Below are 22,874 nucleotides of genomic sequence, written 5' to 3'. Positions count from 1 at the left end.
CTTCCGGCAAAATATGCGTATTATCCACAGATGAAGAGAATACCGATACATTTTCAAAACGGAACAGCGTTATGAGTGCAATCGAGCCTGGAATGGTCTTCCTCGCCTACCTTTGCGGCTCAATTTCCAGCGCCATTCTGGTCTGCCGCATTGCGGGTCTGCCTGACCCACGCGTGAGCGGTTCCGGGAATCCCGGAGCGACCAACGTTTTACGAATTGGCGGCAAGGGAGCAGCCGTAGCAGTCTTAATCTTCGACATCCTCAAAGGCATGTTGCCGACCTGGGGTGCCTGGGCGCTGGGGTTCACCCCGTTCTGGCTCGGCCTCGTCGCTATCGCAGCCTGTCTCGGGCATATCTGGCCTATCTTCTTTGGCTTTCGCGGGGGCAAAGGCGTTGCTACGGCGTTTGGTGCTATCGCGCCTATCGGCTGGGATCTAACTGGCGTGATGGCCGGCACCTGGCTACTGACTATTTTGCTGAGCGGCTATTCGTCGCTGGGTGCCATCATCAGCGCGCTGGTCGCTCCGTTCTATGTCTGGTGGTTCAAACCGCAGTACACCTTCCCGGTATCCATGCTCTCCTGCCTGATTTTGCTGCGCCATCATGACAATATTCAGCGCCTGTGGCGACGTCAGGAAACCAAAATCTGGTCGCGCCTCAAGCGCAAGAAAAAACCGCAGGAATAGTTTCCCCTTCGCCGCCGTTCGGGCGGCGACATCAATTATTGCATTTACTTAACATCATAAGCGTTTCCTATGATCGCGAAGCCTGCACGCTGATCCATACTCATTATCGTCTGATTATTCACGCGATTGCAGGGGTGCCTCGTTGCCTGGCGCAGTACCGAAAAGTGAACATACGGGCTGGCGCGCCACGCTCGATCTGCTGTTTCGCCGCACGCCGGAAAAAACAGTGCTGGCTTCCGCCCGCCATTACGGTCCGCTCACCGTCCAGCGCCCCTTTTATCCCGAGGGCGAAACCTGCCACCTTTACCTGCTTCATCCACCCGGCGGCATCGTTGGTGGCGATGAGCTGGCTATCAACGTCACCCTTGAAGCCGGCAGCCATACGCTTATCACTATGCCCGGCGCGAGCAAGTTCTACCGAAGCTGCGGCCCGCAGTCTCAACTTCACCAGCGTTTTGACATCGGCGAAAACGCCATTCTCGAATGGCTGCCGCAGGACACCATCTTCTTTCCCGCTGCCCGCGCCACGCTGCACAGCATTTTCCATTTGCAGGAAGGCGCAAAGCTGCTCGCCTGGGATCTGTTCTGCTTTGGCCGCCCGGTGATGGGAGAACGCTTTAGCGAAGGCGATATCAGCAACCGTCTTGAAGTGTGGAAGAACGGCGAGCCGCTGCTGATTGAGCGCCTGCGCCTGAGCAACGGTGACTTAAGCGCCGTGGCCGAACAGCCGTGGGTTGGCAGCCTGACGTGCTATCCCGCCGATGAACACATGCTTGAGGACGTGCGCGACAGGCTTGCGCCGCTTGACGCCTTCGCCGGTGCCACGCTTGCCGACGGCCTGCTAATGGTCCGCTTTTTGTCGCACGATAACCTGGTCTGCCAGCGCGCAATGCGTGACGTCTGGCAGCAGCTTCGACCGCAGTTACTGAACAAATCGCCTCTGCTTCCCCGCATCTGGCTGACCTGAGAGAACGCTATGGAACTGACGCCCAGAGAAAAAGACAAACTGCTGCTGTTCACCGCAGCGCTGGTGGCTGAACGCCGCCTCGCCCGAGGAGTAAAACTCAACTATCCGGAATCCGTGGCGCTGATTAGCGCCTTCATCATGGAAGGCGCACGCGACGGCAAAAGCGTGGCCTCGCTGATGGAGGATGGCCGCCATGTGCTGACTCGCGACCAGGTAATGGAAGGCGTGCCGGAAATGATCCCCGATATTCAGGTAGAAGCCACATTCCCGGATGGCTCCAAGCTCGTCACCGTGCACAATCCGATACTCTGAGGTACCGCCATGATCCCCGGTGAATACAAGATCCAAAATGGCAATATTGCCCTGAATACAGGCCGCGAAACGCGAAAAGTCATCGTCGAGAACCACGGTGACCGTCCGATCCAGGTCGGATCGCACTACCATTTTTATGAAGTGAACCCGGCCCTGAAGTTCGAGCGCGACACCTGCAAAGGCTTCCGACTGAACATCGCGGCGGGCACCGCCGTGCGCTTTGAACCCGGCCAGAAGCGTGAAGTCGAACTGGTCGCCGTGGCGGGAGAGAAGCGTATTTTCGGCTTTCGCGCAGACGTAATGGGCGAGCTGGAGGCAAAAGCATGACTGAGATTTCCCGTCAGGCGTACGCCGACATGTTTGGCCCGACAACGGGTGATAAAGTCCGCCTGGCTGACACCGAACTGTGGATCGAAGTCGAAGACGACTTCACCACCTACGGCGAAGAGGTCAAATTCGGCGGTGGCAAAGTGATCCGCGACGGCATGGGTCAGGGCCAGATGCTGAGTAACGACTGCGTGGATCTGGTGATTACCAACGCGCTGATCGTCGATCACTGGGGGATCGTGAAGGCCGATATCGGCGTAAAGGACGGCAGGATCTTTGCCATTGGCAAAGCGGGCAACCCGGATATTCAGCCCAACGTCACGATCCCGATCGGCGCAGGCACCGAAGCGATCGCCGCCGAAGGTAAGATCGTGACGGCAGGCGGCGTCGACACTCATATTCACTGGATCTGCCCGCAGCAGGCGGAAGAAGCGCTGGTCTCCGGCGTGACAACGATGATCGGCGGCGGCACGGGACCGGCGGCAGGCACCAACGCCACCACCTGTACGCCCGGACCGTGGTATATCAGCCGGATGCTTCAGGCTATCGATTCACTGCCGGTCAATATTGGCCTGCTCGGCAAAGGCAACAGTTCGAATCCAGACGCGCTCCGGGAGCAGGTCGCCGCAGGCGTGGTCGGCCTGAAGATTCACGAAGACTGGGGCGCCACGCCCGCTGCCATTGACTGCTCGCTGACGGTCGCCGAAGAGATGGACATTCAGGTGGCGCTGCACAGCGACACGCTGAACGAATCAGGCTTTGTCGAAGATACCCTCGCGGCCATTGGCGACCGGACTATTCATACGTTTCATACAGAAGGCGCGGGCGGCGGCCATGCGCCGGACATCATCACCGCCTGCGCGCGCCCGAATATTCTGCCCTCCTCCACCAACCCGACGCTGCCCTACACCGTCAATACCATCGACGAACACCTGGACATGCTGATGGTCTGCCATCACCTGTCGCCGGATATCGCCGAAGACGTGGCCTTTGCCGAGTCGCGCATTCGCCGGGAAACCATCGCAGCCGAAGACGTACTGCACGACATTGGCGCGTTCTCGCTGACCTCATCAGATTCACAGGCAATGGGCCGCGTAGGCGAGGTCATTCTGCGCACATGGCAGGTAGCACACCGCATGAAGGTACAGCGCGGCGCGCTGGAGGAAGAAACCGGCGATAACGATAACGTCCGCGTGAAGCGCTACATCGCCAAGTACACCATCAACCCGGCCTTAACCCACGGCATTGCCCATGAGGTCGGATCCATCGAAGCAGGAAAACTGGCGGATCTTGTGCTCTGGTCACCCGCATTTTTCGGCGTGAAGCCTGCAACGATCGTCAAAGGCGGGATGATCGTAATGGCCCCGATGGGCGACATCAACGCGTCTATCCCCACGCCGCAGCCTGTTCACTATCGCCCGATGTTTGGCGCACTTGGCACAGCACGTCATCACACGCGCATGACGTTTATTTCTCAGGCTGCATTCGACAACGGGGTGCCGCAAAAGCTGGCGCTGAAAAGCCAGATTGCCGTGGTGAAAGGCTGCCGCACGGTGAAAAAGGCCGACATGATCCACAACGGCTTACAGCCGGATATCACCGTGGATGCCCAGACCTACGAAGTGAAGGTCAACGGCAAGCTGATTACCAGCGAACCGGCGGACGTGCTGCCGATGGCGCAACGTTATTTTCTGTTTTAAGGAGCAAAGATGCTGTATCTGACTCAGCGCGTCGAACACGCGCACAGCCTCACCGCCAGCGTCACGCTGCCGATTGACGTGCGGGTAAAAAGTCGCGCCAAAGTGACGCTCAGCGACGGGCGAGAAGCCGGACTGATGCTGCCACGCGGCCTGCTGCTGCGCGGTGGCGACATTCTTTCCAGCGAAGACGGCAGCGAATTTATCGAAGTGATCGCCGCCGATGAAGGCGTTTCAGTGGTGCGCTGCGACGATCCGTTCCAGCTTGCCAAAGCCTGCTATCACCTCGGCAACCGCCACGTGCCGCTGCAAATCATGCCCGGCGAACTGCGCTTTCATCACGACCACGTCCTCGACGATATGCTGCGCCAGTTCGGCCTTGAGGTGAACTTTGCACATCTGCCGTTCGAACCTGAGGCCGGCGCGTACACCAGCGAAGCGCAGGGACATCATCATCATTCTCACAGCCATTCGCACAGCCACTGATGACCAGCGCCACGCAAAAGCTGCGCCTGTTTCAACTCGCCAGCAGCAACCTGCCGGTCGGCGGCTACAGCTGGTCGCAGGGCCTGGAATGGGCAGTCGAAGCAGGCTGGGTGAAAGACAGCGCCGCCTTTGCCCACTGGCAAACGCAGCAGATGGAGCAGAGTTTTTTCCACGTTGATTTACCGCTGCTCGCCCGACTGTATCAGGCCTGGGAGCAGGACGATGCGGAAGCCGCGAAGCGCTGGACGGCATGGCTGCTCGCCTGTCGCGAAACGCGTGAGCTGCGTGAAGAAGAACGTAACCGCGGCCAGGCGTTCACCCGCCTGCTCTACGACTGGCATCCGGAATGTCCTGCGCAATGGCGCACTCTGTTTAACCAGAGCCAGCTGTGCGGCATGGCGTGGCTTGGCGTGCGCTGGCAGATAAACCTGCACGAGCTGGCCCTGACGCTCGGATACAGCTGGATCGAAAGCGCGGTGATGGCCGGCGTGAAGCTCGTGCCGTTCGGGCAGCAGGCCGCGCAGAAATTAATAATGACGCTCTGCGAGCGCTATGCCGCAGGCGTTGAACGGGGGCTGAACTGCCCAGACGAAGAGATCGGTTCCGCGACGCCGCTTTCGGCCATCGCTTCGGCGCGTCACGAAACCCAATATTCCCGGATATTCCGTTCCTGAGGAGAAGGTATGGCAAGTTACAAACACCCGCTGCGCGTCGGCGTCGGCGGCCCGGTGGGCTCCGGTAAAACCGCCCTGCTGGAAGCGTTGTGTAAAGCAATGCGCGATACATATCACCTGGCAGTCGTCACCAATGACATCTACACCAAAGAAGACCAGCGTATTCTGACCGAAGCGGGCGCGCTGGCGCCGGAGCGCATCGTCGGCGTAGAAACGGGCGGCTGCCCGCATACTGCCATTCGCGAAGATGCGTCAATGAATCTTGCCGCCGTAGAAGCATTAAGTGAGAAATTCGGCAATCTGGATCTGATCTTCGTGGAGAGCGGCGGCGATAACCTCAGCGCAACGTTCAGCCCGGAGCTGGCGGATCTGACGATCTACGTGATCGACGTGGCGGAAGGGGAAAAGATCCCCCGCAAAGGCGGCCCGGGGATCACCAAATCCGATTTTCTGGTGATCAACAAAATCGATCTCGCCCCGTACGTCGGCGCATCGCTGGAAGTGATGGAGCGCGACACCAACCGCATGCGCGGCGACAAACCCTGGACCTTCAGCAACCTGAAAGCCGGAGAAGGGCTAAAGACGATTATTGCGTTTCTGGAAGATAAGGGAATGCTGAAGGGGTGATTATCAATGCCGGGCGGCGCTTCGCTTACCGGACCTACAAACCGTAGGCCGGTGCAAACGAAGTGCCGCCCGGCGAAAAAATCACGCGGCAGGCAGTTCAGCCAACGGCCAGCGAGGACGGACGGTAACGCCTAAATCTGCATGAACGCCGGTTTTCAGACGCACCATGCCGGCATATGCGATCATCGCGCCGTTATCGGTGCAGAATTCGGGACGCGCATAGAACACCTCGCCTTTACGCTTGTGCATCATTTCGGCGAGCTTCGCGCGCAGAGTGCGGTTGGCGCTTACGCCGCCCGCCATCACCAGACGCTTAAAGCCCGTTTGATCCAGAGCACGGCGGCATTTGATCATCAGCGTATCAACGACCGCATCTTCGAACGCACGGGCGATATCGGCGCGGGTTTGATCGTCATTGCCGTTCGAGCGAATCGTATTCGCAGCGAACGTTTTCAGGCCGGAGAAGCTGAAGTCCAGTCCCGGACGATCCGTCATCGGACGAGGGAAAACAAAGCGCCCTTCTGCGCCCTGAGAAGCCAGTTTTGACAGCATCGGGCCGCCGGGATAATCCAGCCCCAGCAGCTTCGCCGTTTTGTCGAAGGCTTCGCCTGCCGCATCATCAATAGATTCGCCTAGCAGCTCGTACTCACCAATGCCCGTTACGCTTATCAGCTGCGTGTGGCCACCGGAAACCAGCAGCGCCACAAACGGGTATTCCGGCGGATTATCTTCCAACATCGGGGCCAGCAGATGACCTTCCATATGGTGAACGGCGATGGCCGGTACGTTCCATGCGAACGCCAGCGCGCGCCCCACGGTTGCGCCAACTAACAGCGCGCCCACCAGACCCGGACCTGCGGTATAGGCCACGGCATCAATTTCTTTTGCCGACAGATTCGCTTCTTTCAGCGCTGCCTGAATCAGCGGAACGGTTTTCCGCACGTGATCGCGGGAGGCAAGCTCCGGCACCACGCCGCCGTAGTCAGCGTGCAGTTTCACCTGACTATACAATTGGTTGGCTAACAATCCGTTCACATCGTCATAAATGGCGATGCCGGTTTCGTCGCAGGATGTTTCGATTCCCAGTACACGCATGGTTCGTTTTACCTCGTTTCAATACCGCGCAGTGTAGGGCGAATGCGGGTTGATGTATACCCTCAGGGGTGACTTCGTGTATACTCGTGCCCCTTACAAAAGTCCCGTTCAAAAACGGCATTGGTGCTTTACAAAGCAGCGACAGTTGCAGTAAAATTCCGCACCATTTTGAAATAAGCTGGCGTTGATGCCAGCGGCAAACCGAATTTATAAAGGTGAGAGTTACATGCCGGTAATTAAAGTACGTGAAAACGAGCCGTTCGACGTAGCACTGCGTCGCTTCAAGCGTTCCTGCGAGAAAGCAGGTGTTCTGGCGGAAGTTCGTCGTCGTGAGTTCTATGAAAAACCAACGACTGAACGTAAGCGCGCTAAAGCTTCTGCTGTGAAACGTCACGCGAAGAAACTGGCTCGCGAAAACGCACGCCGCACTCGTCTGTACTAATCTGTTGGGAGCGCACGCTCTCAATCCAGACCGAGTTTAAGCTGTAAAGGCCGTGCTTCCGGAAGGAATGCGCGGCTTATTTTCGTTTATGTATTGGTAAAACTTAACGGGGCTTATGGCCGGACGAATCCCACGTGTCTTTATCAATGACCTGCTGGCGAGAACCGACATCGTCGATCTGATCGATGCGCGCGTTAAGCTGAAAAAGCAGGGCAAGAATTATCACGCGTGTTGTCCGTTCCACAACGAAAAAACCCCTTCTTTCACCGTCAACGGTGAGAAACAGTTTTACCACTGCTTCGGCTGTGGTGCGCACGGGAACGCCGTCGACTTTCTGATGAACTACGACAAGCTCGAGTTTGTGGAAACCGTCGAAGAGCTGGCGGCCATGCACAACCTCGAAGTCCCGTACGAAGCAGGCTCTGGCCCAACCCAGATAGAGCGCCATCAGCGGCAAAGTCTCTATCAGCTCATGGATGGTCTGAGCGCGTTTTATCAGCAATCCCTGAACCAACCCGTCGCCGAACCTGCGCGTCAGTACCTGACAAAGCGTGGTTTAAGCAGCGAAGTCATCGCCCGGTTTGCGATTGGCTATGCGCCACCGGGCTGGGATAACGTCCTGAAGCGTTTTGGCAACAACCGGGAAAATCAGCAGTCGCTGACCGACGCGGGCATGTTAGTCACCAACGATCAAGGACGCAGCTACGATCGCTTCCGCGAAAGGGTGATGTTCCCCATCCGCGATAAGCGAGGCCGGGTGATAGGTTTTGGTGGCCGCGTGTTGGGCGATGCCCTGCCGAAATACCTCAACTCTCCGGAAACCGATATTTTCCATAAGGGCCGCCAGCTGTACGGCCTTTATGAAGCGCAGCAAACCGAAGCTGAACCGCAGCGTCTGCTGGTGGTCGAAGGCTATATGGACGTGGTGGCGCTTGCGCAGTACGACATTAATTATGCCGTCGCGTCACTGGGCACCTCTACTACAGCCGATCACATTCAGCTGCTGTTCAGGGTGACCAATCAGGTCATCTGCTGCTACGACGGCGACCGTGCAGGCCGCGATGCCGCATGGCGAGCGCTGGAAACCGCGCTGCCGTATATGACTGACGGCCGTCAATTGCGGTTTATGTTTCTGCCGGACGGCGAAGATCCGGATACGCTGGTGCGTAAAGAGGGCAAAGCAGCGTTTGAAGCACGGATGGAGCAGGCACAGCCGCTCTCCACGTTTCTGTTTAACAGCCTGATGCCGCAGGTCGATTTAAGCACCCCGGACGGGCGCGCACAGCTCAGTACGCTGGCGCTGCCGCTGATTACCCAGGTCCCGGGTGAAACGCTGCGTATTTATCTGCGCCAGGAGCTGGGCAAGAAGCTTGGGATCCTGGACGACGCGCAGCTTGAACGTTTAATGCCAAAACAGGCAGAAAATGGCGCTGCCCGCCCCGCGCCTCAGCTAAAACGCACGACCATGCGTATACTGATAGGGTTATTGGTGCAAAACCCTGAGCTTGCTGCTCTGGTGCCGCCTTTGACCGGGCTTGATCCGAAAAAGCTGCCTGGGCTTGGCTTATTTTCTGAACTGGTCAACACTTGTTTGTCGCAGCCTGGACTGACAACGGGCCAAATGCTTGAGCAGTATCGCGGCACAAATGAGGCCGCAACCCTTGAAAAACTGTCGATGTGGGACGATATAGCAGATAAGGAAATCGCTGAACAAACTTTCACCGACTCGTTAAACCATATGTTTGATTCACTGCTGGTCCAGCGGCAAGAAGAGTTGATAGCTCGCGACCGCACACACGGATTAAGCAGTGAAGAACGCCGGGAACTCTGGACGCTGAACCAGGAACTGGCCAAAAAATGAATTCAACGGCTTAAGTGCCGAATATCAATCGGGAAGCCCCCGAAAGCCGCCCCGAGGCGCAGCGGCAATAATATAAGCAGGCCCTCGCTTTAAAAGTCGGTAACTCGTTTTCGCCGACCGACACCAATCAATGAATTAAGTGTGGATACCGTCTTATGGAGCAAAACCCGCAGTCACAGCTTAAGCTTCTTGTCCAGCGTGGTAAGGAGCAAGGCTATCTGACCTATGCCGAGGTCAATGACCATCTGCCGGAAGATATCGTCGACTCCGATCAGATCGAAGACATCATCCAAATGATCAATGACATGGGCATTCAGGTGATGGAAGAAGCACCGGATGCCGATGATCTCCTGCTGGCTGAAAACTCAAACAACACCGATGAGGACGCGGAAGAAGCGGCTGCTCAGGTGCTGTCCAGCGTTGAATCTGAAATCGGTCGTACCACCGACCCGGTGCGCATGTACATGCGCGAAATGGGGACCGTTGAGCTGCTGACCCGCGAAGGCGAAATCGACATCGCCAAGCGTATCGAAGACGGCATCAACCAGGTGCAGTGCTCCGTTGCAGAATACCCGGAAGCGATCACCTACCTGCTTGAGCAGTACGATCGCGTGGAAGCCGCGGAAGCGCGTCTGTCCGATCTCATCACGGGCTTCGTCGATCCTAACGCTGAAGAAGAGATGGCACCAACCGCCACCCACGTCGGTTCTGAGCTCTCTCAGGAAGAGCAGGATGATGACGAAGATGAAGACGAAGAGGACGGCGACGACGATTCCAGCGATGATGACAACAGCATCGATCCGGAACTGGCGCGTGAAAAATTCGGTGAGCTGCGCACTCAGTACGAACTGACCCGCGACACGATCAAAGCTAAAGGTCGTAGCCACGCGGCGGCGCAGGAAGAGATCCAGAAGCTGTCTGAAGTATTCAAACAGTTCCGCCTGGTGCCAAAACAGTTCGATTACCTGGTCAACAGCATGCGGACCATGATGGAGCGCGTTCGTATTCAGGAACGTATCATCATGAAGCTGTGCGTTGAACAGTGCAAAATGCCGAAGAAAAACTTCATCACCCTGTTCACCGGCAACGAAACCAGCGAAACCTGGTTCAACGCCGCCGTAGCAATGAATAAGCCGTGGTCTGAAAAACTGAACGATGTGAAAGGCGACGTTCAGCGCGGCCTGCAGAAGCTGCAGCAGATTGAAGAAGAAACCGGCCTGACCATTGAACAGGTAAAAGATATCAACCGTCGCATGTCCATCGGTGAGGCCAAAGCCCGCCGTGCGAAGAAAGAGATGGTTGAAGCGAACTTACGTCTGGTTATTTCCATTGCCAAGAAGTACACCAACCGCGGTCTGCAGTTCCTCGACCTGATTCAGGAAGGCAACATCGGCCTGATGAAAGCGGTTGATAAGTTCGAATACCGTCGCGGCTACAAGTTCTCCACTTACGCAACCTGGTGGATCCGTCAGGCGATCACCCGTTCCATCGCGGATCAGGCACGCACCATCCGTATTCCGGTGCATATGATTGAGACCATCAACAAGCTCAACCGTATCTCCCGCCAGATGCTGCAGGAAATGGGCCGCGAGCCGACGCCGGAAGAGCTGGCCGAACGTATGCTGATGCCGGAAGACAAAATCCGCAAAGTACTGAAAATTGCCAAAGAGCCTATCTCCATGGAAACCCCAATCGGTGACGATGAAGATTCACATCTGGGCGATTTCATCGAGGATACGACCCTCGAGCTGCCGCTGGATTCGGCGACCACCGAAAGCCTGCGTGCGGCAACGCACGACGTGCTGGCGGGCCTCACCGCGCGTGAAGCGAAGGTTCTGCGTATGCGCTTTGGCATCGACATGAACACCGACCACACTCTGGAAGAAGTGGGTAAACAGTTCGACGTAACCCGCGAACGTATCCGTCAGATCGAAGCGAAAGCGCTGCGCAAGCTGCGTCACCCAAGCCGTTCTGAAGTGCTGCGTAGCTTCCTGGACGATTAATTTCGTTACGCTCATCCGCTACAGAAAAGCCACACGCAAGTGTGGCTTTTTTTTGCTCATCAGTGCAGCTTTCATCACCCAATCTACGGTTTTAGCCTGACTTTTGGCCGTTTATGAATCTTTGAACCTGCCCAGTGACGCTCTATACTCATCGGCGCAGAATTTTCCCCTAAGATATTAAGTTTTTTCCTTTTAATGGCGCTTAGAGATGAGGTGAATCAGACACTGCATCGCGTCATGATTTCCTTTTAGACTATTGAAAACCTCGCAGGAATTAAAAACATAATGAATAAAACTTGGCTTCTGATGCTTTGCATCGCGCTGGCAGGATGCGTCAACAAACCGCAAAATACGCCGAAATCCGTGGTCACACCGCTCCCTGCCCAGCCCGTCGTGGTGGAGCCTCAGCCCGCTGTCGCGCAAACCGTCAGCAGCGCCCCCACTCTTATCGCCAACGATACCTGCGTGAAACAACTGACCGCGCTTAAAACCTATAATCCCAAGAGCTATAAACGCTACAGCGGTGAAATGCAGGTGCTGACCCGTAAAACCAGCCAGTACCTTTCAGTGAAAGAAAATCTGAACCCGCAGATTGACGATCTGGTGACCGGCGCCTACGACTCGCGTATGAAATCGCTTTGTTACCGTATTCAGAGCACGTTAGGCCAGTCGATGATCAACCAGGCGAATCAGCTCTAATCTTGCCAGACCCGGCGTCCGACGCCGGGTTATAACCCTCGAGCTATCAACGCTTGATCGAGCTCTCTGTACGCCTCAACCAGCTTATCCAGCGTCGCACGATTTAATCCGCTCGGATTTGGCAGTACCCAAACCTGAGTCGCGCCAATGGACGTCGGCTGCTTGCCCCACTGCGCTCCACGCTGGCTGAAAGCCTGTTCGTACGCCTGCTTACCCAGAATCGCCAACGCCGCAGGCTGGTAGCTCTCTATCTTACCAATCAGCCCTCTTCCTCCACTTCGCAGCTCATGCAGCGCCACTTCGCTGGCCTGCACCGTAGGGCGTTCGACCAGCATGGTAATGCCGCAGCGGGTATCGAGTAGCTGCTGCTCCTCTTCAGGCTTTAACAGCCTGTCGGTAAAACCGGCCTGATAAATCACCTTCCAGAAGCGATTACCAGAATGAGCAAAGTGAAACCCGGTGTGTGCCGACGATTTGCCGGGATTAATGCCGCAGAACACCACGCGCAGACCAGGTGCCAGAATATCGTTGATCATCGCCTTTCCTGTCTTACTGAGAGATAACCAAAGTATAAAGGATTGAAAAACCATTTGTTTATAAAAACAGCAACCATGCGCGTGGTGCTGGATTGCACCCGCCAGTTCCTTTATAATTCCCCGCCACGGCCCCTTAGCTCAGTGGTTAGAGCAGGCGACTCATAATCGCTTGGTCGCTGGTTCAAGTCCAGCAGGGGCCACCAAATTTAAGTTTTAGAATCATATAATTAAGCCACCTTTCTTAGGTGGCTTTTTCATATCGATGCACAGAGTGTCGCATGACATCCAGACACACCGACGTCTCCCTTATGCTTTTTAGCTACAGTGAAGCTTGCGGCATCATAAATCTACTCCCTTAATGGTTGCCTTAAGTGTTAATTGAATTTAAATTCCCCCTCACATCACCAGGGAATGAGATGCATGAATAGAAAATCTAGTTCTGAACACTTGCGTGAATGCCTGCAACGAGAAGTGATGATGAGTACCAAAAAATTTTCGTGGTACAGGGTGATACATAAAGCGATAAAGTGTCCAAACCGCCGCTATCATTTTTGGTGGCGTGTCGCCTCTTTCTGGCACACCTCTAACAACTCGTTTTTAAAAAAGCGTGCCGCTAAGATAAACAGAAGGCTGATCGCTAAGTATGGAACAGAGATACAACTGGGGGCGCATATCGGCCCGGGCCTCGTGATATCACATCATCAAGGTATCGTGATTAATGGCGCGGCCATAATTGGTCATTCGTTTCGGATAAGACAAAACACAACCATTGGCATCACGGGTACGAATATCGAAAAGGAACCGATCTCACTCTTAATCGGTAACAATGTCAGTATCGGCGCAAATTCCTGCATCATTGCGGACCAAATTAGCATTGGAAATAACGTTGTGATCGGGGCAATGTCGTTCGTAAATAAAAGCATCCCTGACGATGTCACCGTTTATACCGGAAAATCATTAAAAATAATCTCGAAAAAAACATCTTAATATCTTCACACCTGAGCCGATCACAAATCATCGGCCCATTGATCTTAGCTGGTGTGCTCTATCCCATTGGCTGGCGCCTGCTGTTCCGTCTTCAGGGCTTCACCGCGCAGTTTATTCCATCCTTTGGTGATTCCTGAATGGTGTACATACAGTCTGACTTATCCAGAAAATCGGGGGTAGTTCATTTCTGGCATGAAAAAGCCCCGCCAAGGTTACAGAAGGCCCTTTTACCCTTACCATATGGCCAATTTTACCCCCTCTGTTATCTCTCCCTTAATGCTTCCCCCACCTTATTGAATGGCTTAATCAGGTACTGGAGAATCGTCTTATTACCGGTCTTAATATCAACGCTGGCTACCATCCCTGGAGAGATAAAGTGCTGTTTGTTATCGGTGGTTTGTAAATGGTCTTTCGTCGTTCTGATGTAGACACGATAAAAGACAACTTCAGGTTTTTGAGGGTCTGAAATGGTATCAGGAGAAATCGTTACCACTTCACCGTCCAGGCCGCCATAAATTGAGTAGTCATATGCGGTGATTTTGACGATTGCACGCTGTCCGGGATGAATAAAGGCGATATCGCGCGGCAAGATCTTTGCTTCAATAAGCAGGCGATCGTCAAGGGGAACGATGTTCATGATGGTGCCATTAGGAGGAATAACCCCGCCAATAGTGTTAATTTCTATATTCTTTACAATCCCTCTGACCGGCGAAGTAATGGTCGATTTTTTCAGCAAATCGCGCTGGCCAACGATCTTTTGATACAGTGAATCCACTTCCCCGGAAATTCTGGATAGCTCCTCGCCCGATCTGACCTGATAATTGTAATTCAGCTCTGACTCTTTCATGTTCAGATCGACCAGCTGCTTCCTGAGTCTGATAACGTCGACTTTACTTGATGCACCCTGCGCCATAAGCCGTGTATTGATCGCCAGCTCATTGTTTAATAACACCTTAGATGCCTGGATATCTTTAATCGACGAAATATAATTATTTTTTCTCGACGTATAAAGTATCCTTTCTCTGTCGGTGATTTCAGGAAAATCATTCAGCTCGTCAGGAAACACCAAAGGGCGATCGCTTATCTCCGCCAACAGCCTGACCTTGCTGGCCAATAAAGCCCGATATTTAGATTCAGACTCCATCACTGCAGCCTGGGTTCTTATCGTATCCAGGCTGGCAATAATATCTCCCGCCTGAACGATTTGCCCCTCCTTAACATTTATCTTATCGAGGATCCCGCCATCAAGAGACTGAATGATTTTCTCTTTTGAACTGGGGATTACCCGACCATCGCCTTTAGAGACCTCATCAATACTGAACATCGAGGCCCACAGCAAAAATATACTGAGGAAAAAGACAATGCTGAGCAGGATATAAAGGGCCCGGCTGGTCTTTACGCCACCATGGGTATCGGCAAGCGTAAATTCATCGGTCGCCCGAACCTGACGGATTGCGTCCTTATCGGTTGTAAAAAACACATGCTGACAAAAGTCTTTGGCAGACAGAAATTTCTTTTTTAATTTTTCATAAATATTTTTCATTAAAAACCATCACCCGAAATAGCTGGACCACAATATAAATTTATCGACCTTGAAAATATATGGTTACATTTCATCGATAATCTCATTCTTGCTTTTATCTAACACAATCCTTCCGCCAGATACAACGATAGTCCGGTTAACGAGATTCAATATTTTTTTACGATGGGTGGCAATAATTACTGTTTTACCAGAAATCCAGCTGCCCATTTTTTTGACGAACTCATCTTCAGTAACATCATCAAGAGAGGAAGTTGGTTCATCCATAATCACAATATTAGGATTACGCAACACCAGTCTTGCCAGCAAAATTGTTTGCTGCTGCCCACCTGAAAGACCATGGCCACCTTCCTGGATAATATAATCTAAACCAGACGGAAGTTGGTTAATGAAATTAATGGCTCCGGTGATCCTGATTGCTTCAACGATGTCCTCATCCCGCGCCAAAGGGGAGCCCAACGTAATATTCTCTCTAAGGGAACCGAAAAAAAGCCGGGAGTTTTGGCTCAAGTATCCAACATCGCGACGCAGATCGGCGGGGTCGATGTCATTGATATTAATACCATCCAGAATCACCTCTCCGGACCTCTGACACATCATCCCTGAAAGCGCATTTAACAGCGATGATTTCCCCGAACCGTTGCGCCCAAGGATGGCAACACGCTCGCCCACTTTGATCTCCAGCGAATCAATGCTCACGGCTATTTTCTGGCCATCAGCATGATGCATAAAGGAGGCGTTTTTAATCGAATAGTTACCTTCGATAAATTTCTTATGAATCAACCGCTGATGTTCCGGCTGATCAATCGGTAACTGCATGATCGAGTCGAGGCCCGTCATTGCCACTTTGGTTTGTTGCCAGCGGGTGATGATATTGGCAATTTGGGCAATGGGCGCCATCATTCTTGAGCTAAGAATGGATGAGGCGACTAATGCACCGGTAGACAGATCGCCGGACATGACAAAGGGTGTCCCCACCAGAACCAGGCATACAAACACCGAACTTTGCACTAAATAAGACCAGGTGGTTAACGTATGCGTCAAATGCTTTAGTTCCAGACTATTTTCAGATGTGGTCTTAATGTAATGCAGCCATTGCTGCTGAAAGCGATGCTCAGCCTGTAAAAATTTAATGTCATCCAGCCCCTGAACCGTCTCGACCAGCATGGCATTACGCAGGCTGGATTCTCGCGTAGCCGTATTGGCCAGGCGGAAAAGTTTCTTTTGACTCAATAAACCGGGAAGCACCATGAGAATTGCCCCAGCCAAAGGCACAAGGAAGACAATCCCGCCCAGGAAATAGATAATAACCAGGAACATAAAGAAGAACGGCAAATCCGTAATTGCGACAACGGTCGACGAGGTCATCATTTCACGAACCTGTTCCAGCTCCTTTAGCTGAGAAATAAACGAACCGGTGGATTTTGGACGGTAAGGGTTTTTAATCCTTAAGGCCCGGCCAAATACTCGGTCTGAAATAATCAAATCGGCACGCTTTCCCAGAATGTCCGTTACGCTATAGCGGATTAAGCGTAAGGTGAAATCAAAAATCAGCGCCACAACTACGCCGATAAAAAGCACCCACATTGTGGGGTGTGATTGCGCAGGAATGACTCGATCATAGGTCTGCATCGAGTAAGTGATACCCGCCAGGCCGAGAATATTGACAAACAGTGAACCCAGGATGACCAGGTAGTATGGCTTCATGTCCGCAAAAATGATCTTCCAGACCCAGTACTTCTCAGCCGGCTTGATATAATCGTCAATTCTGGAATCGGAGACGTTTTTTGCCGGCCGCAAGGTAATAATTCGGCGCCCTTCAGCGCGAACCTGCTCTTCCGGCACTAACGAGATCAGCTCACCGTCTTCAATAAACGAGATAACAAAATTTTTATCCTCATCAATGCTTTTGATAATGGCCAGACGCCCGTCTTTCATTTCCAGCACCTGAGGAAAGAGCCAGGAATTAAACCGATAGCCATCAACAAAGTCTTCTTTAAACGAAAGCCCGGCCCGACGACTCATGTTTTCTATGATTTTCCGGGTTGGCTCATTGTCATGCCATAACGATGTTATCAGAATATTCTGTTCTGACACATTGAGTCGATAGTGGTGAGCAATATTAACCAACGCACTTTTCCATTGTTCCAGATAGTACTCTTTGGCGTCACTATCACTTTCCATACAGGAAAAGAAATCCATATCTTGCACTATATTACCTTTTATCTTGTAATAAATTCATTAACTTGCCAGCATAGTAGAGACTTTCAAGGGCAAGATTCGATATCGCATAATGACTGTTAATAATGTCTGCTTTGGTCTGGTGGATCTCCGATTCAGCGCTGGTTAAATCGGAGAATGATCGAGTCCCTAACTCCAGATACTGAGACATATAAAGATTCCGGGTTCGTATAGCACTTTGTTCCCGCTCCAGTTTGTTTTCCAGGCTGATTTTCGTGTTTATCATTTGGCTGGAAAATTCCATCATTTTCTGTTTAGCATTATTTTGTTCAGCATCTAAGTTAAATTGTGCAGTATTTAACGCTTCTTGTGCTTGCTGTACTTTAGATGACACTGCCCCCCCCTGATAAAGCGGGACTTTTACATTTATAAATGCGCCATAGCGATCGCGATTTTTCGCAACGCTGTTACCGGTTGATTGGGATGTCAAATCGTGTTCATAGTAAGGTGTCAACGTGATCTTCGGGTAATGCCCATTTCTTTGCACATCAATTTGTTTTTTCGAGATCTCTATTTTTGCCCTGGCAATCCTGATCGCCGGAGATTCAATATTAGCTGGATTATCACGTAATATTTTATTGTAGAGTTCTTCAACGTCAGCAGGAAATTCCATGATAATCCTGGAAGCAATCTCTTTGTTTAGCAGATAATCCAGCGTTGCTGACCATTTTTTATACTGAGAAATATAATCATTATAGTTCGAGAGCGATTCGGCCACTCTGAGGCTGGCCTGAGAGTAGTCAGATTCAGCGCTGGCCCCCAGGGCTACGCGTTTTTTTGTTATATCTCTGATCTTAGTAAAACCGTCAATGCGATCCCTGGCGGCGGCAATGAGCTGATGATAACGAACTATCTGTAAATAAGCGTTAATGGTTTGATAGAGGATGTCGTTAACCTCTTTTTCAACTTCATAATTAGCACCGATGACGTTAAGCTCAGAAAGCTCTACCCTGTCGCCAGTATTGCCGAAATCATAAATCATCTGTTCAACTGAGACATTTAGCTGATTGGTTTTGTTATTGTCGTCAGTATAACCATCTTTTTCTATTCCTGAATTAAGGCCCATTTCTACATTAGGATAATATGCAGATCTGACCTCATCCACCATAGACTTAAGTCTTTCAGTTTCAGCTTTTGCCCGTTTTATTTCCGGGTGCCAGCTGACTGCCATCCATATTGCGCTGCGCAGGCTATATTTCTCTTTTGAAGTAGTGATATTTTTTTTAGTCGCCGCCGCTGATGCCACAGGAGCGTGTTTCTTTGGTAACGGGCTCGCTTCCACAGTCCTGACATATACAACAGAGGCATCACTGTTCCGATCTTTTTTCGGTTCGAAAGTCGCAGATGATTTATCCTCATTAATAAATGAAACGGGATAAGTTATAAGTTCACAGGAAGCATCCGCGATCGTTAACAGATTTCCCATGGTAACGGATAAATAGAGTAGTGTTTTATGAGTAAGTCCCACCAGATATCTCCCTGAATTATAAATACAACGCGTTATCATTCCATGATGATGTGTTTCTGGCATCCGTGATGAAGAGATACTTCATGGCGCTGATAAGAAGCCACTTTTTATAAGACATGTGGCTGACCAATCCCAACAGCTCAATATATAAAGCTGTTGGGAAAGGTGATTACTTAATATTATGCAGCAGCAAACTGATAACTATCTTCGTTTAACTGTAGCTGACTGATAATTTGTTCAAATACGCTATATCCTCCGGTATCTTCGACGCTGCGTTGCTCATCCTGAGCATTATTCTCTGCTACGATGAGCTCGTTTTCTGCACCAATGAGTGAATCCAAATCAATCTCGCTGGCGTTGCTTTCCTCCATGACAGAAGCAAGCTGCGCCTCTGTGAGCTCTTCACTTACCGCTGGCGTAATTGCTTCCTGCGAAGCCTGCGCCTCAGCCATTTCGGTCAGCGAAACAACATTAGCATCGGCATAACCCGCTAACTCATCGAGCGTACTCGTAATTTCGGTCAAATCTTTGACAGAAGAGCCTTTCTCGTTGCTTTCCCCAAAGACGAATTCAACCGGAGCCTTCAGGAAATTATCAACAGCACCCTCTGCGCGAACGAGCAGATTATCAATTGCTTCAGCCGCAGGCGTCGTGGCCTCAACAGCCGTTTCAATGGCATCAACAATTGCCATGAGCGGTTCAGGGTCAACTTCACCAGGCTCGTCGGGACCACCAAAGATTTTCGATATAATATCGTTAATGATATTACCAATCGTTTCCAGAGGGTGAGTAATGCCATAAATGACATCTCCGATAAAATCAATGAGTCCCTTAAATGGCCCCAGGATAGTATCAACGATTTTACCGAACAAATCGGAAATTGTTCCGATCGGATCAGCAATAAACTTAAACGCAAATTCGATTGGATCGCCGATCAAGTTAAATATCGCATCAATCGGATTTGTAATGATATCAATGATGGAACCAATTACATCAAGGACAGCCTTGAACGGGCTGAGAATGATATCAATAACCCCCTGAATCATATCACCGATTGCGCCAATCGGATCGCTGATGATTTTACCGATGCTTTCTATTACACCGTTAATAATATCACCCACAATCGCAAACGGACTGGTAATGAAATCAATGACAGAGCCAACTGCATCAATAATAAACTTGAACGGGCTGAGAATCATATCAATAACATTCTGGAACATTTCGCCGATAGTGCCGAACGGATCGTTGATGAAGTTCCCAATGTTTTCGAATATTGAGGAGATAATATCTCCAATAGCGGTCAGTGGTGAAGAAATAAAGTCGATAATTGCATCAATAATATTATTGATCGGGTTATCGGATGTGTCCTTATCTGCGTCGAGTCCCAGGACACCTTTGATAAAGGCTTCAATAATGGCAACCGCTGATGTCCCTGTGCTGATAGCGATAGGGATCCCCATGATCAGCGCCATGCCCAATTTCGTGATCAGGTTAATAACATTGCTTAAGCCATAATGAATGGCAATAATAACACCGTCAATTGCAAGTGTGAAATCAGAGACTACGCTGGCAATAGGTATTAATCCCGGGATCCACTGCATCACTCCTGTGATAATTCCCAGTATCCACTCTGCAATGACGCCTATAGCCTCAACGGCCAGTTTAGGGATAACCATAAACGCGACGAACAGATCACCCAGTACTAATGGGATAAGTGGGTTTTGCAAAAATGATTGTGAAAGGTCAGAGATGAAATCTTCCATCGCGGAAGAGTCGCCACTTAACAAAGCACCAATCCCTTTAGCAAGGGTAATCACCCAGGCAATTGCCCCGGTAATGATCGCAGGGAGGGTAATAACGCCAATACCGATGCTTTCGACGATAATTTTAATGGCATTAACTGCACCATCTACGAGAATCAATATGCCATTCAGGATATGTGGAATGGTGCCTAACGGTCCCCAAATTCCGCCCAAAATACCTGTAGTAAAGCCAATAACCCACTGAGCCATGTTAGACAAGAAGCTTAATGGCACGTGAATAATTTCAACCACCGCTTCCCAAACGATCAATGCAACACCGGTCAGGGCAGCAGGACCTGATTCGAGCAAGAAGTGGTAATCACCTAATTTCGAAATAACCGACTTAAGTGCTTCTAAAATTCCTTTAGGAATTGCAATAATCGCATTCCATATGCCACTGATAATATCGCCCAGGAATGAAGAATCGTCTTCAACATTGAGGCTGGCGGCATCGTCCAGTGCTTTTTCCACGCCCGGGATATCGGTCGCGTCATTAACGGCCTTATGAGCGTCGTCTTTCTGCTCGTCCGTCAGATGCTCCATCTCGTCGATCGCCTTGTTGGCGTCGTCTTTGGCTCCCTCGAGGTTAGCTTTGGCGGCATCGTCCAGTGCTTTTTCCACGCCCGGCACGTCGGTCGCACCGTTTACGGCCTGGTGAGCTGCGTCTTTCTGCTCATCGCTCAGGTATGCCATCTCGTCGATCGCTTTGTTGGCGTCGTCTTTGGCTCCCTCGAGGTTATCTTTGGCGGCATCGTCCAGTGCTTTTTCTACGCCCGGGACATCGGTCGCGTCATTAACTGATTTATGGGCAGCGTCTTTCTGCTCGTCGCTCAGGTATGCCATGTCGTCGATCGCCTTATTGGCAGCGTCTTTGGCTCCCTCAAGGTTATCTTTGGCGGCATCCGCAACGGCTTTTTCCACACCCGGAACATCGGTCGCGTCATTAACGGCCTTATGGGCAGCCTCTTTCTGCTCAGCGCTCAGGTACGCCATGTCGTCGATCGCCTTATTGGCAGCGTCTTTGGCTCCCTCAAGGTTTTTCCCGGCCGCATCTTCAACGGCTTTGTTTACCTCATCCTCGTTTTTAGCCTCATCAACGGCCTTGTGGGCGTCGTCTTTCTCCTCGTCGGTCAGGTGATCCATGTCGTCGATCGCCTTGTCGGCGTCGTCTTTAGCCACCTGAAGGGCATCGTCTTTGGCTCCCTCGAGGTTTTTCTCTGCTGCGTCCTCAACGGCTTTTTCCACGCCCGGAACGTCGGTCGCATCGTTCACGGCCTGGTGAGCATCGTCCTTCTGCTCGTCCGTCAGATGCCCCATGTCGTCGATCGCCTTGTTGGCGTCGTCTTTGGCCCCCTCGAGGTTCTTCTCTGCTGCATCCTCCACCGCTTTTTCCACGCCCGGAACGTCGGTCGCATCGTTAACGGCCTGGTGAGCATCATCTTTCTGCTCGTCCGTCAGGTGCTCCATCTCGTCGATCGCCTTGTTGGCGTCGTCTTTGGCGCCCTCGAGGTTTTTCTCAGCCGCGTCTTCAACGGCTTTTTCCACGCCCGGAACGTCGGTCGCGTCGTTCACGGCCTGGTGAGCATCATCCTTCTGCTCGTCCGTCAGATGCTCCATGTCGTCAATCGCCTTGTTGGCGTCGTCTTTGGCACCCTCGAGGTTCTTCTCTGCTGCATCCTCCACCGCTTTTTCCACGCCCGGAACGTCGGTCGCATCGTTAACGGCCTGGTGAGCATCATCCTTCTGCTCGTCCGTCAGATGCTCCATCTCATCGATCGCTTTATTGGCGTCGTCTTTGGCGCCCTCAAGGTTTTTCTCTGCTGCGTCCTCCACCGCTTTTTCCACGCCCGGAACATCGGTTGAGTCGTTCACGGCCTGGTGAGCATCGTCCTTCTGCTCGTCCGTCAGGTGCTCCATCTCGTCGATCGCCTTGTTGGCGTCGTCTTTGGCGCCCTCAAGGTTTTTCTCTGCTGCATCCTCAACGGCTTTTTCCACGCCCGGAACGTCGGTCGCATCGTTAACGGCCTGGTGAGCATCATCCTTCTGCTCGTCCGTCAGATGCTCCATCTCATCGATCGCTTTATTGGCGTCGTCTTTGGCGCCCTCAAGGTTTTTCTCTGCTGCGTCCTCAACGGCTTTGTTTACCTCGTCCTCACTTTTGGCCTCATCAACGGCCTTATGGGCATCGTCCTTCTCCTTGTCGGTCAGGTGATCCATGTCGTCGATCGCCTTGTCGGCGTCGTCTTTAGCCACCTGAAGGGCATCGTCTTTAGCTCCCTCGAGGTTTTTCTCGGCCGCGTCCTCAACGGCTTTGTTTACCTCATCCTCATTTTTGGCCTCATCAACGGCCTTGTGGGCATCGTCCTTCTCCTTGTCGGTCAGATGCTCCATGTCGTCGATCGCCTTATTGGCGTCGTCTTTGGC

The 22,874-nt window shown here is 52.0% G+C and carries 19 protein-coding genes and 1 tRNA gene; 14 read left to right on the top strand and 6 right to left on the bottom strand.

Annotated features, from left to right (window positions below):
• Positions 1-71: 71 nt before the first annotated feature.
• The 8 genes from plsY (at position 72) to ureG (ending at position 5,776) form a co-directional block, all read left to right on the top strand.
• Positions 72-686 (top strand): glycerol-3-phosphate 1-O-acyltransferase PlsY, encoded by a 615-nt coding sequence (gene plsY, locus RTU33_RS04445; protein WP_312625589.1) that lies wholly within the window; start codon positions 72-74, stop codon positions 684-686.
• A gap of 142 nt (positions 687-828) precedes the next feature.
• Positions 829-1,653: an urease accessory protein UreD gene (locus tag RTU33_RS04440; protein WP_312625588.1), complete on the top strand. Its 825-nt coding sequence runs from the start codon at positions 829-831 to the stop codon at positions 1,651-1,653.
• A gap of 9 nt (positions 1,654-1,662) precedes the next feature.
• Entirely contained in the window at positions 1,663-1,965 is a 303-nt protein-coding gene (locus tag RTU33_RS04435) for an urease subunit gamma (protein ID WP_097162189.1), read from the top strand.
• A gap of 9 nt (positions 1,966-1,974) precedes the next feature.
• The gene (locus tag RTU33_RS04430; RefSeq protein WP_312625586.1) at positions 1,975-2,292 is read left to right on the top strand and encodes an urease subunit beta; all 318 of its coding nucleotides are present in this window, start codon (positions 1,975-1,977) and stop codon (positions 2,290-2,292) included.
• Complete coding sequence (gene ureC, locus RTU33_RS04425; RefSeq protein ID WP_312625585.1) at positions 2,289-3,992, top strand: urease subunit alpha; 1,704 nt, start codon at positions 2,289-2,291, stop codon at positions 3,990-3,992. Before RTU33_RS04430 ends, ureC begins: the two co-directional genes overlap by 4 nt.
• Before the next feature lie 9 nt (positions 3,993-4,001).
• Complete coding sequence (gene ureE, locus RTU33_RS04420) at positions 4,002-4,475, top strand: urease accessory protein UreE (protein ID WP_312625584.1); 474 nt, start codon at positions 4,002-4,004, stop codon at positions 4,473-4,475.
• Positions 4,475-5,149, top strand: a complete 675-nt coding sequence (locus RTU33_RS04415; protein WP_312625583.1) for an urease accessory protein UreF — start codon at positions 4,475-4,477, stop codon at positions 5,147-5,149. The genes ureE and RTU33_RS04415 overlap by 1 nt, the downstream gene beginning before the upstream one ends.
• A gap of 9 nt (positions 5,150-5,158) precedes the next feature.
• Positions 5,159-5,776, top strand: a complete 618-nt coding sequence (ureG, locus tag RTU33_RS04410) for an urease accessory protein UreG (RefSeq protein ID WP_312625582.1) — start codon at positions 5,159-5,161, stop codon at positions 5,774-5,776.
• 81 nt (positions 5,777-5,857) lie between these two features.
• Here the strand turns inward: ureG and tsaD are convergent, their stop codons facing one another.
• Positions 5,858-6,871 (bottom strand): tRNA (adenosine(37)-N6)-threonylcarbamoyltransferase complex transferase subunit TsaD, encoded by a 1,014-nt coding sequence (tsaD, locus tag RTU33_RS04405; RefSeq protein WP_312625581.1) that lies wholly within the window; start codon positions 6,869-6,871, stop codon positions 5,858-5,860.
• 226 nt (positions 6,872-7,097) lie between these two features.
• On the opposite strand from tsaD, the gene rpsU reads away from it, so the two are divergent.
• From rpsU to RTU33_RS04385, 4 genes are all read left to right on the top strand, one after another.
• Positions 7,098-7,313: a 30S ribosomal protein S21 gene (gene rpsU / locus RTU33_RS04400; protein ID WP_001144069.1), complete on the top strand. Its 216-nt coding sequence runs from the start codon at positions 7,098-7,100 to the stop codon at positions 7,311-7,313.
• 115 nt (positions 7,314-7,428) lie between these two features.
• Positions 7,429-9,174 (top strand): DNA primase, encoded by a 1,746-nt coding sequence (gene dnaG, locus RTU33_RS04395; RefSeq protein WP_312625580.1) that lies wholly within the window; start codon positions 7,429-7,431, stop codon positions 9,172-9,174.
• Positions 9,175-9,329: 155 nt separating this feature from the next.
• On the top strand, positions 9,330-11,177 hold the full coding sequence (gene rpoD / locus RTU33_RS04390; protein ID WP_312625579.1) for an RNA polymerase sigma factor RpoD: 1,848 nt from the start codon (positions 9,330-9,332) through the stop codon (positions 11,175-11,177).
• Between the two features lie 285 nt (positions 11,178-11,462).
• Positions 11,463-11,876, top strand: a complete 414-nt coding sequence (locus RTU33_RS04385; RefSeq protein ID WP_312625577.1) for a hypothetical protein — start codon at positions 11,463-11,465, stop codon at positions 11,874-11,876.
• Between the two features lie 29 nt (positions 11,877-11,905).
• On the opposite strand, the gene mug is transcribed toward RTU33_RS04385, so the two are convergent.
• Complete coding sequence (gene mug, locus RTU33_RS04380) at positions 11,906-12,412, bottom strand: G/U mismatch-specific DNA glycosylase (RefSeq protein ID WP_312625575.1); 507 nt, start codon at positions 12,410-12,412, stop codon at positions 11,906-11,908.
• 127 nt (positions 12,413-12,539) lie between these two features.
• Here mug and RTU33_RS04375 point away from each other — a divergent pair.
• A tRNA-Ile gene (locus tag RTU33_RS04375) sits at positions 12,540-12,615 on the top strand.
• Between the two features lie 217 nt (positions 12,616-12,832).
• Positions 12,833-13,399 (top strand): serine acetyltransferase, encoded by a 567-nt coding sequence (locus RTU33_RS04370; RefSeq protein WP_312625574.1) that lies wholly within the window; start codon positions 12,833-12,835, stop codon positions 13,397-13,399.
• Between the two features lie 262 nt (positions 13,400-13,661).
• Here RTU33_RS04370 and RTU33_RS04365 read toward each other — a convergent pair whose 3' ends face one another.
• The 4 genes from RTU33_RS04365 to RTU33_RS04350 form a co-directional block, all read right to left on the bottom strand.
• A complete protein-coding gene (locus tag RTU33_RS04365) occupies positions 13,662-14,942 on the bottom strand; it encodes an HlyD family efflux transporter periplasmic adaptor subunit (RefSeq protein WP_312625573.1) in 1,281 nt (426 codons plus the stop codon).
• 63 nt (positions 14,943-15,005) lie between these two features.
• A complete protein-coding gene (locus RTU33_RS04360; RefSeq protein WP_312625694.1) occupies positions 15,006-17,141 on the bottom strand; it encodes a type I secretion system permease/ATPase in 2,136 nt (711 codons plus the stop codon).
• Between the two features lie 13 nt (positions 17,142-17,154).
• Entirely contained in the window at positions 17,155-18,648 is a 1,494-nt protein-coding gene (locus tag RTU33_RS04355) for a TolC family protein (RefSeq protein WP_312625572.1), read from the bottom strand.
• A 179-nt stretch (positions 18,649-18,827) separates the two neighbouring features.
• Positions 18,828-22,874: hypothetical protein (locus tag RTU33_RS04350; protein WP_312625570.1), on the bottom strand; the 4,047-nt coding region annotated here is incomplete at its 5' end.

Source organism: Scandinavium sp. (assembly GCF_032012665.1).
GTDB lineage: Bacteria > Pseudomonadota > Gammaproteobacteria > Enterobacterales > Enterobacteriaceae > Scandinavium.
Note: the sequence above shows the minus strand (reverse complement) of the source record. Positions and strands in the feature narration are given on the sequence as shown.